General features: G+C 65.5%; 15 protein-coding genes and 1 pseudogene. 6 read left to right on the top strand and 10 right to left on the bottom strand.

Translation table 11 applies throughout. The annotated features are described in order from the left end of the window. The first annotated feature begins 153 nt into the window (after positions 1 to 153). The 3 genes from bcp (at position 154) to metG (ending at position 3287) form a co-directional block, all read left to right on the top strand. On the top strand, positions 154 to 621 hold the full coding sequence (gene bcp / locus F604_RS0109840; protein WP_026329114.1) for a thioredoxin-dependent thiol peroxidase: 468 nt from the start codon (positions 154 to 156) through the stop codon (positions 619 to 621). A 2-nt stretch (positions 622 to 623) separates the two neighbouring features. Continuing rightward, on the top strand, positions 624 to 1307 hold the full coding sequence (rpiA, locus tag F604_RS0109835; protein ID WP_019551507.1) for a ribose-5-phosphate isomerase RpiA: 684 nt from the start codon (positions 624 to 626) through the stop codon (positions 1305 to 1307). 96 nt (positions 1308 to 1403) lie between these two features. Continuing rightward, positions 1404 to 3287: a methionine--tRNA ligase gene (gene metG / locus F604_RS0109830; RefSeq protein ID WP_019551506.1), complete on the top strand. Its 1884-nt coding sequence runs from the start codon at positions 1404 to 1406 to the stop codon at positions 3285 to 3287. Positions 3288 to 3401: 114 nt separating this feature from the next. Here metG and F604_RS0109825 read toward each other — a convergent pair whose 3' ends face one another. After that, on the bottom strand, positions 3402 to 4727 hold the full coding sequence (locus F604_RS0109825) for a S41 family peptidase (protein WP_026329113.1): 1326 nt from the start codon (positions 4725 to 4727) through the stop codon (positions 3402 to 3404). 77 nt (positions 4728 to 4804) lie between these two features. Here F604_RS0109825 and ftsE point away from each other — a divergent pair, with 77 nt between their 5' ends. After that, positions 4805 to 5533: a cell division ATP-binding protein FtsE gene (ftsE, locus tag F604_RS0109820; RefSeq protein ID WP_019551504.1), complete on the top strand. Its 729-nt coding sequence runs from the start codon at positions 4805 to 4807 to the stop codon at positions 5531 to 5533. Then, positions 5530 to 6090: a ribosome hibernation-promoting factor, HPF/YfiA family gene (gene hpf, locus F604_RS0109815; RefSeq protein ID WP_019551503.1), complete on the top strand. Its 561-nt coding sequence runs from the start codon at positions 5530 to 5532 to the stop codon at positions 6088 to 6090. Before ftsE ends, hpf begins: the two co-directional genes overlap by 4 nt. 12 nt (positions 6091 to 6102) lie before the next feature. On the opposite strand, the gene F604_RS0109810 is transcribed toward hpf, so the two are convergent. The 6 genes and pseudogenes from F604_RS0109810 to F604_RS0109790 form a co-directional block, all read right to left on the bottom strand. Then, positions 6103 to 7395, bottom strand: a complete 1293-nt coding sequence (locus F604_RS0109810; protein WP_015717662.1) for a murein hydrolase activator EnvC family protein — start codon at positions 7393 to 7395, stop codon at positions 6103 to 6105. A 1-nt stretch (position 7396) separates the two neighbouring features. Then, a complete protein-coding gene (locus F604_RS0109805; RefSeq protein ID WP_019551502.1) occupies positions 7397 to 8251 on the bottom strand; it encodes a cell division protein FtsX in 855 nt (284 codons plus the stop codon). 3 nt (positions 8252 to 8254) lie between these two features. Then, entirely contained in the window at positions 8255 to 8410 is a 156-nt protein-coding gene (locus F604_RS13605; protein ID WP_476726705.1) for a hypothetical protein, read from the bottom strand. A 42-nt stretch (positions 8411 to 8452) separates the two neighbouring features. Continuing rightward, positions 8453 to 8707 (bottom strand): annotated as a pseudogene (locus F604_RS13270) (AAA family ATPase); the annotation flags it as partial. A gap of 126 nt (positions 8708 to 8833) precedes the next feature. Continuing rightward, positions 8834 to 9946 carry a zinc-dependent alcohol dehydrogenase gene (locus F604_RS0109795; protein ID WP_019551500.1) on the bottom strand — a complete coding sequence of 371 codons (1113 nt, stop codon included), beginning with the start codon at positions 9944 to 9946 and terminating at the stop codon, positions 8834 to 8836. Further along, positions 9943 to 11004: a class II aldolase/adducin family protein gene (locus F604_RS0109790; protein ID WP_019551499.1), complete on the bottom strand. Its 1062-nt coding sequence runs from the start codon at positions 11002 to 11004 to the stop codon at positions 9943 to 9945. Before F604_RS0109790 ends, F604_RS0109795 begins: the two co-directional genes overlap by 4 nt. Positions 11005 to 11048: 44 nt before the next feature. Between F604_RS0109790 and F604_RS0109785 the strand changes: the two genes are divergently transcribed. Then, positions 11049 to 12023 carry a P1 family peptidase gene (locus F604_RS0109785; RefSeq protein WP_019551498.1) on the top strand — a complete coding sequence of 325 codons (975 nt, stop codon included), beginning with the start codon at positions 11049 to 11051 and terminating at the stop codon, positions 12021 to 12023. Here the strand turns inward: F604_RS0109785 and F604_RS0109780 are convergent, their stop codons facing one another. The 3 genes from F604_RS0109780 to F604_RS13025 form a co-directional block, all read right to left on the bottom strand. Next, a complete protein-coding gene (locus F604_RS0109780; protein WP_019551497.1) occupies positions 12024 to 13049 on the bottom strand; it encodes a S1C family serine protease in 1026 nt (341 codons plus the stop codon). Between the two features lie 54 nt (positions 13050 to 13103). Beyond that, entirely contained in the window at positions 13104 to 13394 is a 291-nt protein-coding gene (locus F604_RS0109775; protein ID WP_248644170.1) for a hypothetical protein, read from the bottom strand. Between the two features lie 66 nt (positions 13395 to 13460). Continuing rightward, a partial coding sequence (locus F604_RS13025) for a hypothetical protein (protein WP_169336160.1) occupies positions 13461 to 13706 on the bottom strand: 246 nt, incomplete at its 5' end.

The raw sequence follows: 13706 nt of genomic DNA, 5'->3' as shown, positions 1-13706 counted from the left end.
GAGTCAAGGTCTTTCTGGGCCCGGACGGGGCCTTCGGGGGAAACCCCGCGTGCTTTCCCGCAGGGAAACACCCTGGGAAGCCCCGGACTTTAGTCTGGGGAGTCGTCACCGCTCCCTTATCCCCGCTTTGGGGGCTTGGGGTAAGATGCCCTCATGGAGCCTGGAACTGCTGCGCCCGACTTTGCCCTGCCGGACCAAGAGGGGCGGATTCACCGGCTTTCCGATTACCGGGGGAAGTGGGTGGTTCTCTACTTCTACCCCAAGGACGACACCCCGGGTTGCACCAAGGAGGCCTGCGGCTTCCGCGACCGCATGGGGGATCTGCAGGAGCTGGGGGCCGTGGTGCTTGGGGTGTCGGCGGACGATGTCCAAAGCCACAAGCGCTTCGCCGAGAAGTACGGTTTGAACTTTCCCCTTCTCGCTGATCCCGAGCGGAAGGTTATCCTGGCCTACGGGGCTTGGGGGAAGAAGAACCTTTACGGCAAGGAGTACGAGGGGGTTTTGCGCCAGACCTTCCTGATCGATCCCGAGGGCCGGATTGCCAAAGTCTGGCGCAAGGTATCCCCGGAGGACCACGCCGAGGAGGTGGCGGAAGCCCTGCGGGCCCTGAGGGGGTCTTGAGGATGGAAAGGCCTTTGGAAAGCTACAAGAAAGAGGCAGCCCATGCGGCGGTGGCCTTTGTGCAGGATGGCATGGTGGTGGGCTTGGGCACGGGGTCCACGGCTAGGTATGCCGTCTTGGAGCTGGCCCGGCGCCTCCGGGAAGGGGAGCTTAGAGGGGTTAAAGGAGTTCCCACCTCGGAGGCCACCAAGGACCTGGCCCTGAGGGAGGGGATCCCCCTGGTGGATCTTCCTCCAGAGGGGGTGGACTTGGCCATTGACGGGGCTGACGAGATCGCTCCGGACCTCTCCCTTATCAAGGGCCTTGGCGGGGCTCTTTTGCGGGAGAAGATCGTGGAGAGCAACGCCAAGGAGTTCATCGTCATCGCCGACCACACCAAGAAGGTGTCGGTATTAGGCCGCGGGGTGGTGCCGGTGGAGATCGTGCCCTTTGGTCACCTGGCCACCCTAAGGGCCATCCGCGCCCTTGGGGGGGAGCCGGAGCTGAGAATGAATGGGGATGAGGTCTATTGGACCGACGGGGGCCACCTCATCGCCGATGTGCGCTTTGGCCCCATTGGGGATCCTTTGGGCCTCCACAAGGCTCTTTTGGAGATCCCCGGGGTGGTGGAAACGGGGATCTTTGTGGGTCTCGCCACCCGGGCCCTGGTGGCGGGGCCCATGGGGGTGGAGGAGATTCTGCCATGAGGTGTAGAATCGGGGTTGTGAAGGGCATGCCTTTGGGCTAGGGCGGGAAGGTCCTTCCCGCCCGGGGCGCATGCCCCGGTTTTTCTTGGAGGAGGGATGGAAAAGGTTTTTTACATCACTACCCCCATCTACTACGTGAACGCGGAACCCCACCTGGGCCACGCCTACACCACGGTGGTGGCGGATTTCCTGGCCCGCTGGCACCGGTTGGACGGGTACCAAACCTTCTTCCTGACCGGCACGGATGAGCACGGGGAGACCGTGTACCGGGCAGCCCAGAGGGCAGGGGAGGAACCCCAGGCCTTCGTGGACCGGGTATCCCAGCGCTTCCGCAAGGCCTGGGAGCTTTTAGGCATCGCCTACGACGATTTCATCCGCACCACCGAGGAGCGGCACAAGCGGGTGGTGCAAAGGGTGTTGCAAAGGGTCTACGAGGCCGGGGACATCTACTACGGGGAGTACGAGGGGCTTTACTGCGTAAGCTGCGAGCGCTTCTACACGGAGAAGGAGCTTCAAGGGGACCTCTGCCCCATTCACGGCCGGCCCGTGGAGAGGAGGCGGGAGGGGAACTACTTCTTCCGCATGGAGAAGTACCGGGAGTGGCTCATAGATTACCTCCAGACCCACCCGGACCTCATCCGTCCTGAAGGGTACAGGAACGAGGTGCTCTCCATGCTCTCCGAGCCCATTGGGGATCTTTCCATCTCCCGGCCCAAGGCCCGGGTTCCCTGGGGGATCCCCTTGCCCTGGGATGAAGTCCACGTGACCTACGTCTGGTTTGATGCCCTCCTCAACTACGTGTCCGCCCTGGGCTACCCCGATGATCCCCGCTACGCCACCTTCTGGCCGCAGGCTTGGCACCTGATCGGCAAGGACATCCTGAAGCCCCACGCGGTCTTCTGGCCCACCATGCTGAAGGCGGCAGGGATTCCCATGTACCGGCACCTGAACGTGGGAGGGTTTCTGCTGGGGCCGGATGGACGGAAGATGAGCAAGACCCTGGGGAACGTGGTGGATCCCTTTGCCCTCACGGAGAAGTACGGCCGGGATGCGGTGCGGTACTACCTTTTGCGGGAGATTCCCTATGGCCAGGATACGCCCGTGAGCGAGGAGGCCCTGAGGGCCAGGTACGAGGCGGATTTGGCCGATGACCTGGGCAATCTTCTCCAGCGTACCCGAGCCATGCTCTTCCGCTTTGCCGACGGGCGCATCCCCGAGCCGGTTCCCGGGGAGGAGCTGGAGGAGGGCACACGGCTTGCGGGGCGTCTAAGAGGGCTGGTGCGGGACCTCCGCTTCCACGTGGCCCTCGAGGAGACCATGGCCTATGTGAAGGCCCTGAACCGCTACATTAACGAAAAGCGTCCCTGGGAGCTATTCAAGGAGGATCCGAGGGAGGCTAAGGCGGTGCTTTACCGGGTGGTGGAGGGCCTCAGGATCGCCTCCATCCTCCTTACCCCGGCCATGCCGGACAAGATGGCCGAGCTGCGCCGGGCTTTGGGCTTGAGGGAGGAGGTGCGCCTCGAGGAGGCGGAGCGCTGGGGTCTGGCGGGACCCCTTCCCCTTCCCCAGGAGGCGGGGGTTCTCTTTCCCAAGGAGGCTCCCAGGGAGGAGGCCAGGGGCTCCGGGGAGGGCAAAATGGAGGATAGCGCAGAGGATCGCTCCATCAGCATAGAGGACTTTGCCAAGGTGGAGCTGAGGGTGGCGGAGGTGGTGGCGGCGGAGAAGCACCCGGGCGCCGACAGGCTTCTGGTGCTTAGGCTTTCCCTGGGGAACGAGGAGCGCACCGTGGTTTCCGGCATCGCCCGCTGGTACCGCCCCGAGGAGCTCGTGGGGAAGAAGGTGGTGCTGGTGGCCAACCTGAAACCCGCCAAGCTCCGGGGCGTGGAGAGCCAGGGAATGATCCTGGCGGCTTCGGAAGGGGATAAGCTCACCCTGGTCACCGTGGAGGGGGAGATCCCCCCGGGGGCGGTGGTGAAATAGCCCTTGGCGCAAGAGGGGTGTAGGGGAAGTACCTGAGCCCCCACCATGACGGAGCTAGGGTAGGGTGGTTAAAAGGGGCCGGGTTTTCCCGGCCCCTTTAGCCTGCCTCCCAGGCTAACGGGTGGCGTTAAGCTCCTGCAAAGCCCGCTTGAGGATGGCGTCCTGCTCCAGGTCCAAGACCGCCTGCCCCCGGTCCTCGGGAAGGGGCCGCTGGCGCTGGGGTTCGGCGTAGGTGAACTTGCCCTCGGCGTCGGCCTTCACCTTCACGGTCTTGCCGTTTAGGGTTACGCTGACCTCGGCCCCCGGCGGGGCCCCGGCCCCTTGCAGGGAGAAGGGGGTGGGGAAGCGGGTGTCCCTCACCTCAATGTCGGGCTTCAGGCCCTCCTTGTTGATGGCCCGGCGCTTGGGGGTAAGCCACTCGAAGGTGACCAGGGTGAGCTCGCCCCCGTTGGCCAGGGTGTAGGGGGTCTGGCCCACGCCCTTGCCGAAGGTCTTCTCCCCGATGACCTTGGCCCGGCCGTAGTCCTGGAGGGCCCCGGCCACGATCTCGCTGGCGGAGGCCGAGTTCCCGTTCACCAGGACCACCATGGGTCCATCCCAAAGGGGCTTCCCCGAGGCCTCGCACCAGACCCGGGTGAGGTTCTTGGTACGGGTGTAGACGATGGGGCCATCCTTCAGGAAGGCGCTGGCCACGGCGCAACCCTGGTCCAGGAGGCCCCCTCCGTTATCCCTAAGGTCAAAGATGAGCTTCTTTATGCCCTGGGCCTTAAGCTCGTCTATGGCCCGCTTCAGCTGGTCCTCCACCTTGAAGTTGGCGAAGGTTTCCAAGGCGATGTAGCCCACGTCCCCGATCCTGCCCGTGGAAACCGAGACGATCTCCACCTTCTCCCGGATGAGCTCAAAGACCAAGGGAGCGGGCACACCCTCCCGGCGCACCTTGATGGTGACCTTGGTGCCTTCCCGGCCCCGGATTCTGGCCACCACTTCCTGGAGGGGCAGGCCGGTCACATCCTCCCCGTCCACCTCGAGGATCACATCCCCGGCCCGCATCCCGGCCCGCTGGGCGGGAAGCCCCTTCATCACCCCTTCGATCTTGGCCCCGGTGCCGTCGGGGTTGGCGGGGGAGAGGGTAGCCCCGATGCCGAAGAACTCGCCCCTGAGGTCCTCCTGCCGGAGGCTTGCCCGCTGGGGCGGGGAGTAGCTGGTGAAGGGGTCTTTGAGGGCGGAGACCATGCCGCCAATGGCCCCTTCTAGGAGGGCGTTCAGCTTGTCCCGGGGCAGGGTTTCCAGGTAGTCCTGCTGGATCCTTTGGTAGACCTCCAGGAGGGCCTGGCCGTTGGGGTTTTGCAGGAGGTTTTCCGCCTGGGGACGAGGAAGCTGGGCGTATACCAGGGCCAGGACCACCCCAAGCCCTGCGATGAGCCATGCGCGTTTTTTCATCTCTTCCCTCACCTAGCTTCCACTATAGCGCCTTTCCATGAGAAGAACGTCTGGCCTGCCTTCCGTATAGTAGGGGCATGATCGCCTTCCACCGGGTGGGCCTGGAGTACCCCCGCACGGGGACCAAGGCGCTTTACAACGTGAGTCTCGAGGTGAAGAAGGGGGAGTTCGTCTACGTGGTGGGCCACTCCGGGGCGGGGAAGTCCACCCTGCTGGCCCTTATCCTCCGCCGCCTTCTTCCCACCCAGGGGGCGGTGTACTTTGCCGGGCAGAACCTCAAGCTCCTCAGGGGGGACCAGGTGGCCCTGCACCGCCGCCGGATCGGCATGGTCTTCCAGGACCACCGCCTCCTTTCCGACATGACCGTGGAGGAGAACCTGGCCTTTGTGCTCAGGGTGCAGGGGATTCCTTCCAGGGAGTGGCCCGAGCGGATCGCCACCGCCCTTCGCCGGGTGGGGCTTGCCCACAAGAAAAGGGCCTTTCCCGAGGAGCTTTCCGTGGGGGAGGCCCAGCGGGTGGCCATCGCCCGGGCCTTGCTTTTGGACCCTCCCGTCATCCTGGCGGACGAGCCCACGGGGAACCTGGACCTGGATAACGCCCTCCAGGTACTGGATATCCTCAAGGCTGCTCACCAGCGGGGGGCCACGGTGGTGGTGGCCACCCACAGCCGGGAGCTTCCGGAGGCCTATCCGGCGCGGGTGGTGGTCCTGAAGGCCGGGCAGGTGGTGCGGGACGAACGTCCTGGGGAAGGTGGTAGCATAAGGGTAAGGGAAAGCCCTGACCGGGGCGGAAAGGAGGAAGCATGAACGTCTACAAACTCATCGGTCGCAACCTGGAGATCACCGACGCCATCCGGGACTACGTGGAGCGGAAGCTTTCCCGCCTGGACCGCTACCAGAACGGGGAGCTCATGGCCAAGGTGGTTCTCTCCCTGGCGGGTAGCAATCACGTGGCCCGCAAGGCCAAGGCCGAGGTGCAGGTGGACCTCCCCGGGGGGCTCATCAGGGTGGAGGAGGAGGATCCCGACCTTTATGCGGCCATCGACCGCATGGTGGACCGCCTGGAAACCCAGCTCAAGCGCTTTAAGGAGCGCCGTTTTATCGGGAAGCGCCACTCGTACCAGGGGCCTCCGCCTCCCGAGGTGCAGGACCTCGAGGCCCTGCGCAAGCCCGAGGAGGAAGAGGGTCCCAAAATCGTCCGGGTCAAGCGGTTCGAGATGAAGCCCATGGACCCCGAGGAGGCGGCCTTCCAGATGGAGGCTTTGGGCCACGACTTCTTCGTGTTCCGCAACGCCAAGACCGACGAGATCAACGTCATCTATCGCCGTAAGGACGGCAACTACGGGCTTATCGAGCCCGCATAGCCTTCAAGGCCCTTAGTAGTAGGCGGAGGGATCCACGAAGCGGGTCTCTCCGCCTATGCGTACCGCCACCCTGAACTCCAGCTCCTCCGGGCGGATGAGAAGGCCTCCCCCCGTGTAGCCGAGGAGCTGGCCCCGCTCTACCCTTTGCCCTTCCTGCACCAGGGGTTCTTGCAGGTTGGTATAGACGGTGGAGAGGGTTTCCGTGTGCACCAGCATCACCGTGTAGCCCAGGTTGGGCAGGTAGAGGATTCCGGCCACGTACCCTTCGGCGGCTGCTTGCACGGGGCTTCCCGGGGCTGGGCCCTGGATGACCTGGAAAGGTCCTTCCTGCCCGTAGGGCACCAGGATCCTGCCCCCGGGGACGGGGAAGGCCAGCCGGCCCACGGCGGCGGGTAAGGGGGGAGGGGGCACCACCACGCTGGCTTCCCGGGGTGCCGGCTGGGCCGCGGCCTGGCGGCGCTCGGCTTCCCGCCTACGCCGTTCCTCCTCCTGCCTTCGCCGCTCCTCCTCCAGGCGCTTGAGCTCCAGGAGGCGTTGCCTCTCCGCCAGGACCCGGGCCTGGAGCTGGGCCAGCTCCGCTTGCAGGCGTTGCCTTTCCTGCAGAGCCTCCCGCAGGAGGGCTCGTTTGCCCTGGGCTTCCCGCTCCAGGCTGGAGAGGGTAGCCTCCAGCTCCTTCTTCTGCTCCTCGAGGGCCCTTTGGGTTTCCCCGAGAGCCTTTTCCTTGGCGGTGAGGTCGGCGAGGAGAAGGCTTAAGCGCTCCCGCTCTTCCCTTAGGGCCTTCAGGGTGGTCTGGAGGGTGCGAACCAGGTCCGCATCCTGCCTTGAGATATACCCCACCCAGCGGGCCCGCACCGCCAGGTCGGTGAAGGACTGGGCCCTGAGGAGGGGTAGGTAGCGGCCCGCCTTTTCCCGGTGGAGGCTTCGCATCAGGGCCTGGAGCCGCTCCTTGAGGCTTTCCAGGTCCTTCTCCAGCTGGGCGATGCGCCCTTCCGTCCGGCGTATCTCCTCTTTCAGCTGGGCGATCTGCCGGCTTAAGGCGGCGCGTTCCCTCTCCAACCGGGTGATCTCCCCTTCCAGACGGGCCTTCTCCTTAAGCAGGTTCTCCACCCGGGTGGAGAGGCGGGAAAGCTCCTGGTTCAGGATCCGGATCCGCCTTTGGCTTTGCTCCTCGAGGGCCTTGGCCCGGTTCAGCTGGCCTTCCAGGTTGCGCACGGTGCGCTCCTGGGCGGGTACGTTCTGGCCCAAGGCCCATGGGAGAAGGCCTTGGCACAAAAGCAAGAAGAGGAGAAGCCAGCTGGGGCGCATCCTAGACTTCCCTCAGGTAGGCCCGGGTGGCCATGAAGGCTCCCCCGGCGCCTAGAACCACTGCCAGGGCCAGGACCATGAGGCCCGTCTGCCAGAGGTCCTTGACCCCCAGCACGGGAAGGAAGGGAAGTAGCCCCTGGAGGGCCTGCGCCAGGCCCCGGTAGAGGAGGCTACCGAAGGCCACCGCCAGAAGGCTTGCCCCAAGGGTGAGGAGGATTCCTTCCACCACAAAAGGAGCCTGGATAAACCGCCGGGTGGCCCCCACCAGGAGCATGATGCCCAGGGCTTCCTTGCGGCTTTCTAAGGATAGGCGGATGGAGCCCATGACGCTGAAGAAGGTGTTGAGGAGAAGGAGCCCCACCAGGACCCCCATGGCCAGCCGGCTTCCGGATAGCACCTGGACCAGCCTTTCCGTAAGCTCTCCCCCATATTCTACCCCCTCCACCCCGGGGAGCTTCCTGAGCCTTTCCGCTACGGTGCGGACCGCTTCCGGCGCTTTTAGCCTAAGGCGCAGGGTGTCGGGCAGGGGATTTTCCACCAGGTCCTTGGCCTCGGCCAGGTAGGGGTAGTCCAGGACCAGCTGGGCCAGGGCCTCCTCCTTGCTCTGGAGCCGCACCTCGCCCACTTCCGGCCAGCCCTGGATCTCGGTGAGAAGGGCCTCCACGTTGGCGCCCTTTTGCAGAAAGGCCGCCACCTCCAGCTCCCGTTCCAGGGTCTGGACCACCCGCTCCAGGTTCCAAAGGACTAGGCCCAGAAAATACAGGAGGGCAAAGGATACCAAGGCGGTGAAGAAGGTGGCGAGGCTGGCCGTGGGGTGGCGGAGGATCTGCCGCAGGCCCTCGCGCAAGGCATACATGGCTTACATCTTACGCCCCTTCCCTGAGGGATGGCTTGGAGCTGGCCGAAGGCAGGGTCCAAGGCGGAGAGAAGCCGCCTCCGCCCGGAGGCGGTAGGCTTCCCGCACCCTTGGGTCCAGGGTGTTCACCTCCACCTGGGCCCCGGTTTCCGGGTCCACGAAGGAGAGCACCCCTGCCCGGGGCAGGGCCCGTTCCAAGGGGTCCAGCTGGGCTTCCGGCAGGGGATAGGTGCCCTCGCTTTCTATGGGGTTTTGCGTGGCCAGCACCAGGAAGGGCTTGGGTAGGGGGTAGGTTTCCTTGCCCAGGGTCACCTGGCGCTCCTGCATGGCCTCGAGGAGGGCCGACTGCACCTTGGCCGGGGCCCGGTTGATCTCGTCCGCCAGAAGGAGGTGGGCGAAGATGGGACCGAGCTCGGTCTTGAACTCCCCTTCCTTGGGGTTATAGATGCGGGTTCCCTGCGCTCGCCTGCCGATACGGAGTCAAGGTCTTTCTGGGCCCGGACGGGGCCTTCGGGGGAAACCCCGCGTGCTTTCCCGCAGGGAAACACCCTGGGAAGCCCCGGACTTTAGTCCGGGGAGTCGTCACAACACATTTGGCCGGTTGCTTCCCTGGGGGGAAAAGAGGGCCTTGCCTTTGGCGGAAAGGGCTTGGGGCCAGGCCTCGAGGGGAAAGGTCCCTCCGATGAGGCCTTCTAGTCCCTTGAGCTCGGGAAGGAGTCCCACCGCCTGGGCAAACTCCTCGGGGCTATAGGTGTAGCTTCCCACCAGGCCCACCTCCTTGAACCAGAAGGGGGAGAGGTCGGCCCAGTCCAGCCCCGGGGCCCCTAGGAGCAGGACCCTGCCCCCCTCTTGGGCCAGGGTGAGGGCCTGGCGGAAGCCAAGCCCGCTTCCTGAAGCTTCTATGACCACCTCGTACCCACCCCGGTACCCTTCAAAGAGGAGGTGGCGGTAGCGCTTGGCCCGCTCCAGCAGGGCCTCTTTGGCGCTTCCGTAGACCCCATCCGCCCCGAAGGCCAAAGCCCGCTCCGCCTGGTGGGGGTACTTGGCCACCGCGTAGACCTTTCCGGAAAACCCCAGGGCCCTAAGGGCCTTGAGGGCCAGAAGGCCCAAGGTACCCATGCCCAGGATCAGGACTTCCTTGGGCCAGGGCTTCAGCTTCTTAAGGCCCCGCACCACCACCGCCAGGGGCTCGGCGAGCACCGCCCGTTCCTCGGGGACGTGGGCTGGGATGGGGTAAAGCCGCTCGGGCCGGGCCAGGATCCACTCTCCCCAGCCCCCGGGCAGGTCCCGGTTGTAGCCCAGCATCCCTGGGGCCAGGGATCCTTCCGCCACGTTCTGGCATAGGCCTTCCTCGCCCTCCTGGCACTTTGGGCAGGGGGGAAGGCCGCGGTCGGCGCAGGTGAGGAGAGGGTTTACCGCCACCAGACTTCCCTCCACCTCCCCCAGGATCTCGTGGCCCAGGACGGCGGGAAAGGAGAAAAAGGGGCTGATGGATGGGGGGCTTTTCCCGTAGAGAAGGGCCAGGTCCGAGCCGCAGACCCCGCTTAGCCTGACCCTCACCCGTACGAAGCCTTGCCGTTCGGGAAGGGGAAGTTGGGTGAGGCTTAGGGGTAGAAGGCCCTTGGGAAATCGCTTGCCCAGGACCATGGCGGCGAAGAAGCGGGGAAGGGAAGGGGTGTAGAGGAGGGCCTTCATGACATGGGCACGGTGCGGATGAGCTTACCCTCTATCCGCTCCATGATCTCGTCCAGGCTACGCCCGGTGATGGTGAGGCCGTGGTTTTTCAAGCCCACCACCGCCCGGGTGGGGTCGGGTGCCTGGCGCACCTTTTCCGCCACCGCCTGGGCCAGCTCGTAGGTGCCGCAAGGGTAGTTGAAGGGGGTGGCGGGAACCCCTTCCATCCAGGCGTGGACGTGCAGGATGGCTCCTACCCCGGGATGTTCCCGGTAGATCATCCAGTGCTCGATGGCATCCACGCTGACCCGCCTGGGTTCCACGTGGGGGGGCACGGAGAGGAGGATGGCGTTTTGCTGGGGGTCGTAGTCCTTCACCATGAGGATGTCCCGGCCGATCTCCTTCAGGTTGGCCTTGTCCACCCCGCTTGCGGACATCCAGAAGCGGCGCTCGTCCTTGCGCACGGAGAGGTTGCCATAGGAGAGCCCACCGATCCCGTAGAGGCGCTTCACGTGGCGAAGGTCCTCGGGGGGCAGGATCTCCTCGATGGGGAAGGGAGCAGGAAGGAGGTCCCACTCCTTGAGCTTCTTACCAGCCCGGTACATGCTTTCCGTAAGCTCGTCCCCTTGCCAGAGCTCGGGCTCGAGGTCCCTATGGAAGATGTTGTTGATGACCAGACGGCTGCAGGCGATGGGCTTAAGGCGCTCCGCCACCCGCTCGTAAAACCCCTCCCCCTCCGGCTCCCCGTAGTGACCCAGCTCCAGGGTGAGGAACCTCGCCCCCTTCCCCGGAACGTAGGCCAGGAGGACGTTGGAAAGAGCCCGGACCAAGTAGGGGTAGAGGGCCTGGAGGGGGTTTTCGGGGAAGGCGGGAAGCTCCAGCACCGAGGCCACGAAGGTGGCCTGGGCCCGCCGGCGGTAGGGGCGGGGGTTTTCCGGGGAAATGGCGTTCAGCACCAGATTTGGAGCCTTGGAGTCCGGGTTGTAGCGGAAACCCTGGGTTTCCAGGGCTTTCCCCAGACCTTCCAGAAAACCTTGGACCTTAGGGGAAGGTTCGCCATGGATCAGGTAGTCCCACATGCTCCCTCCTTGCTCTGCTCCTTAGCCTACCCGATACTGGCCTTATGGCGGAAGCCTTGTGGGGTAGTTCTGCCCTTCTTGCGGGGCTACGGTTGGGGCATTTCACCGACCTCGAGGCCCTCACCGGCTGCACGGTGGTCCTGGCGGAGGAGGGATGGGTGGGGGCGGTGGACGTGCGGGGGGCAGCCCCCGGCACCCGGGAGACGGACCTCCTGGCCCCGGAGAACACCGTGGAGAAAGTACAGGCCGTCCTCCTCACCGGGGGGAGTGCCTTGGGCCTCGCCGCCGCGGAGGGGGTGGTACGCTACCTCCGGGAAAAGGGGAAGGGCTTCCCCACCCCGGGAGGGGTGGTGCCCATCGTGCCCGCAGCGGTCCTCTACGACCTGGGCCGGGGAAAGGTCCACCGCCCGCCCGGGGTGGAGGCAGGGTACCAGGCAGCCTTGGCCGCAAGGGAAAGGGTGGAGGAGGGTAGCGTGGGGGCGGGCACGGGGGCGGTGGCGGGGGGAGTCAAGGGCGGGGTGGGCCTGGCGGGGTACCTTCTGGAGGAAGGCCACCGGGTCATGGCCTTGGTGGCGGTCAACAGCCTGGGCCGGCCCTTTGACCCTCTTACGGGAAGGCTTTACGGGGAGGAGTTCCTGGCGGAAGGGGAGCGGGCCTTGCTTCCCGATCGCTCCCGCTACTGGGGAAGCCCGGAGGACTACCGCTACCCTTTCCTTCTGGGCCAGAACACCACCTTAGCGGTGGTGGCCACGGACGCCCCCCTCAGCAAGGCCCAGACCAGGAGGCTTGCCATCATGGCCCAGGATGGGATTGCCCGGGCCATTCGCCCGGCCCATACGCCCCTGGATGGGGACCTGGTCTTCGCCCTGGCCCTGGGGGAGGGGAAGGGGGTGGACCCCTACATCCTCTTGCGCCTCGGGGCCTACGCCGCCGACGCCGTAACCCGGGCGATCCTTCGGGCGGTGCTCCTTTCGGGAGGCGCACCAGGAATACCCGCCTACCGCGACCTCTTGGGCTGATTACCGACCGGGAAAGGGAGCGAGCTCCACCTCCACCTGGAGGACCTCCCCGCCCCGGCGCACACTAAGGCGGATCCTGTCCCCTACCTGGTGGCGGCGCACCTCCCGCAGGAGCTCCTCGAAGGAGTTCACGGGGACCCCGTTGACCTCGAGGATCACATCCGGCACCCCTCCCGTTTCCAGGCCCCTTAGCCCTGCCCGGTGGGCGGCCCCGCCCGGGACCACCTCGCCCACCAGCACCCCACCCGGGGGCAGGCCCAGCTCCCGGGCCAGCTCCGGGGTTAAGCCCCTTGGACCCCTCAGGCCCAGGTAGGGCCAGTAGCTTCGCTTACCCCCTTCCATCTCTGCCAGGACCTGGCCCCGGCCCAGCAACGGGGTGAAGAAACTTCGGAAGCCCTCCTCCGTTTGGCCGATGGCCACCGCCACCCCCACCACCTTTCCCTCGAGGTCCAGCACGGGTCCTCCCGAATCCCCGGGGGAAAGGGGGAGGCTGGTTCCCACCAGGCCCTGGGGAAGAAAAGGCGAGGGGTCCACGAAAAGCCGGGTGATGCGCCCATACCGGGGGGCGATGAACTGGTTGCGCCCGTTGCCGATATGCAAGACCGCTTCCCCCACCTGCGGGCGCCTTTGGGTTTCCAGGGAAAGGAGGGCGGGGGCGCGGGCCTCCGTGGCTAGGATCGCCAGGTCCATGGGCTCGGCGAAACCGAGAAGGGTGGCCGTGGCCCGCTTTTGGTTGGAGAGCACCAGGGTATAAGGCCCGCCCTCGGCCACCACGTGGTAGGCGGTAAGGACGAGGCCCTCCCGGTAAAAGAACCCTGTGCCCCGGCTTCCCTCCGGGCCGTCTATGCGCAAGACGGCGGGATGGGCCCTGGTGTAGACCTCCTGCAGGCGTTCAGGAGGCGCCTGGGCCAGTTCCCAAGTTACGTTCTTCTCTGGCCTACCCCAAAGCTGTACGGGCTGGCTCCACAGGGCGTAGAGGGCCCCGGCCAAGGGAAGAAGGAGGAGGATCCCCCAGGCTTTCCTCATGCTTCCATTTTCCCCGGTGGCGGGGGAAAAGGGTGGTTCCGCCCACCATGGGCCTCAGTGCCAAAGAAGGAGGAATCCCAGGAGGAGGAAGCCAATCCCGGGCCAGGGATGGGGTTTTTTCAGGAGGAGGTGGAGGAGGACCACCCCGATGAGGGCCAGGAGGGCGTGAGGGAGGGGCTTCCAGAGAAAGGCCAGGTAGAGGAGGCCCAAAAGGGCGTTCAGGTCGTAAAGCCCCAGGAGAAGGCGAACGGGCCTGTTTACCTCCTTCCGCAGGAGGAGGTAAAGCCCTGCCAGAAAGGCCAGTCCCACCAGGGTCCACCCCAGGAACCGGTGCAGAAGCGGCACCCACAGAAGGGCGGTGGGAAGGCCCTCAAGGGTATAGCCCAAAGCGGTGGCCAGGAGTTCCCCCTTTTATTCCCTTCTATCCCCCAGGGTTCGGAGCAGGTCGGGAAAGCCCTTCAGGTAAGGGTTCTTCCCCCACACCTGCTCCAGGGCGGCACTCCTTCCGCCCGGTATCCCGGGTCTCAGCCTTGACCCGGGGCGAGACCTCTCCGCATACCTCCGCAGAAGCAGGCGAAGGGTCTCCCTTTTCGGGGTGAAGGTGATGACGGACTCCTCCGGAGAACTTCTCCGGAGAAGGTTTCTGGCCGCGTTCAC

Origin of the sequence: Thermus scotoductus DSM 8553, assembly GCF_000381045.1 — a bacterium.
GTDB classification, from domain to species: domain Bacteria; phylum Deinococcota; class Deinococci; order Deinococcales; family Thermaceae; genus Thermus; species Thermus scotoductus.
The sequence above is the reverse complement of the archived record's forward strand: the minus strand, read 5'-3'. Positions and strand labels throughout refer to the sequence as shown.

Coding starts and splice junctions, on each gene's coding strand:
- F604_RS0109780 (WP_019551497.1), bottom strand. CDS start 13,049: ATGAGGAAAGCCTGGGGGATCCTCCTCCTTCTTCCCTTGGCCGGGGCC.
- metG (WP_019551506.1), top strand. CDS start 1,404: ATGGAAAAGGTTTTTTACATCACTACCCCCATCTACTACGTGAACGCG.
- F604_RS0109805 (WP_019551502.1), bottom strand. CDS start 8,251: ATGTATGCCTTGCGCGAGGGCCTGCGGCAGATCCTCCGCCACCCCACG.
- F604_RS0109790 (WP_019551499.1), bottom strand. CDS start 11,004: ATGTGGGACTACCTGATCCATGGCGAACCTTCCCCTAAGGTCCAAGGT.
- F604_RS0109810 (WP_015717662.1), bottom strand. CDS start 7,395: ATGCGCCCCAGCTGGCTTCTCCTCTTCTTGCTTTTGTGCCAAGGCCTT.
- bcp (WP_026329114.1), top strand. CDS start 154: ATGGAGCCTGGAACTGCTGCGCCCGACTTTGCCCTGCCGGACCAAGAG.
- F604_RS0109825 (WP_026329113.1), bottom strand. CDS start 4,727: ATGAAAAAACGCGCATGGCTCATCGCAGGGCTTGGGGTGGTCCTGGCC.
- hpf (WP_019551503.1), top strand. CDS start 5,530: ATGAACGTCTACAAACTCATCGGTCGCAACCTGGAGATCACCGACGCC.
- rpiA (WP_019551507.1), top strand. CDS start 624: ATGGAAAGGCCTTTGGAAAGCTACAAGAAAGAGGCAGCCCATGCGGCG.
- F604_RS0109785 (WP_019551498.1), top strand. CDS start 11,049: ATGGCGGAAGCCTTGTGGGGTAGTTCTGCCCTTCTTGCGGGGCTACGG.
- F604_RS0109795 (WP_019551500.1), bottom strand. CDS start 9,946: ATGAAGGCCCTCCTCTACACCCCTTCCCTTCCCCGCTTCTTCGCCGCC.
- ftsE (WP_019551504.1), top strand. CDS start 4,805: ATGATCGCCTTCCACCGGGTGGGCCTGGAGTACCCCCGCACGGGGACC.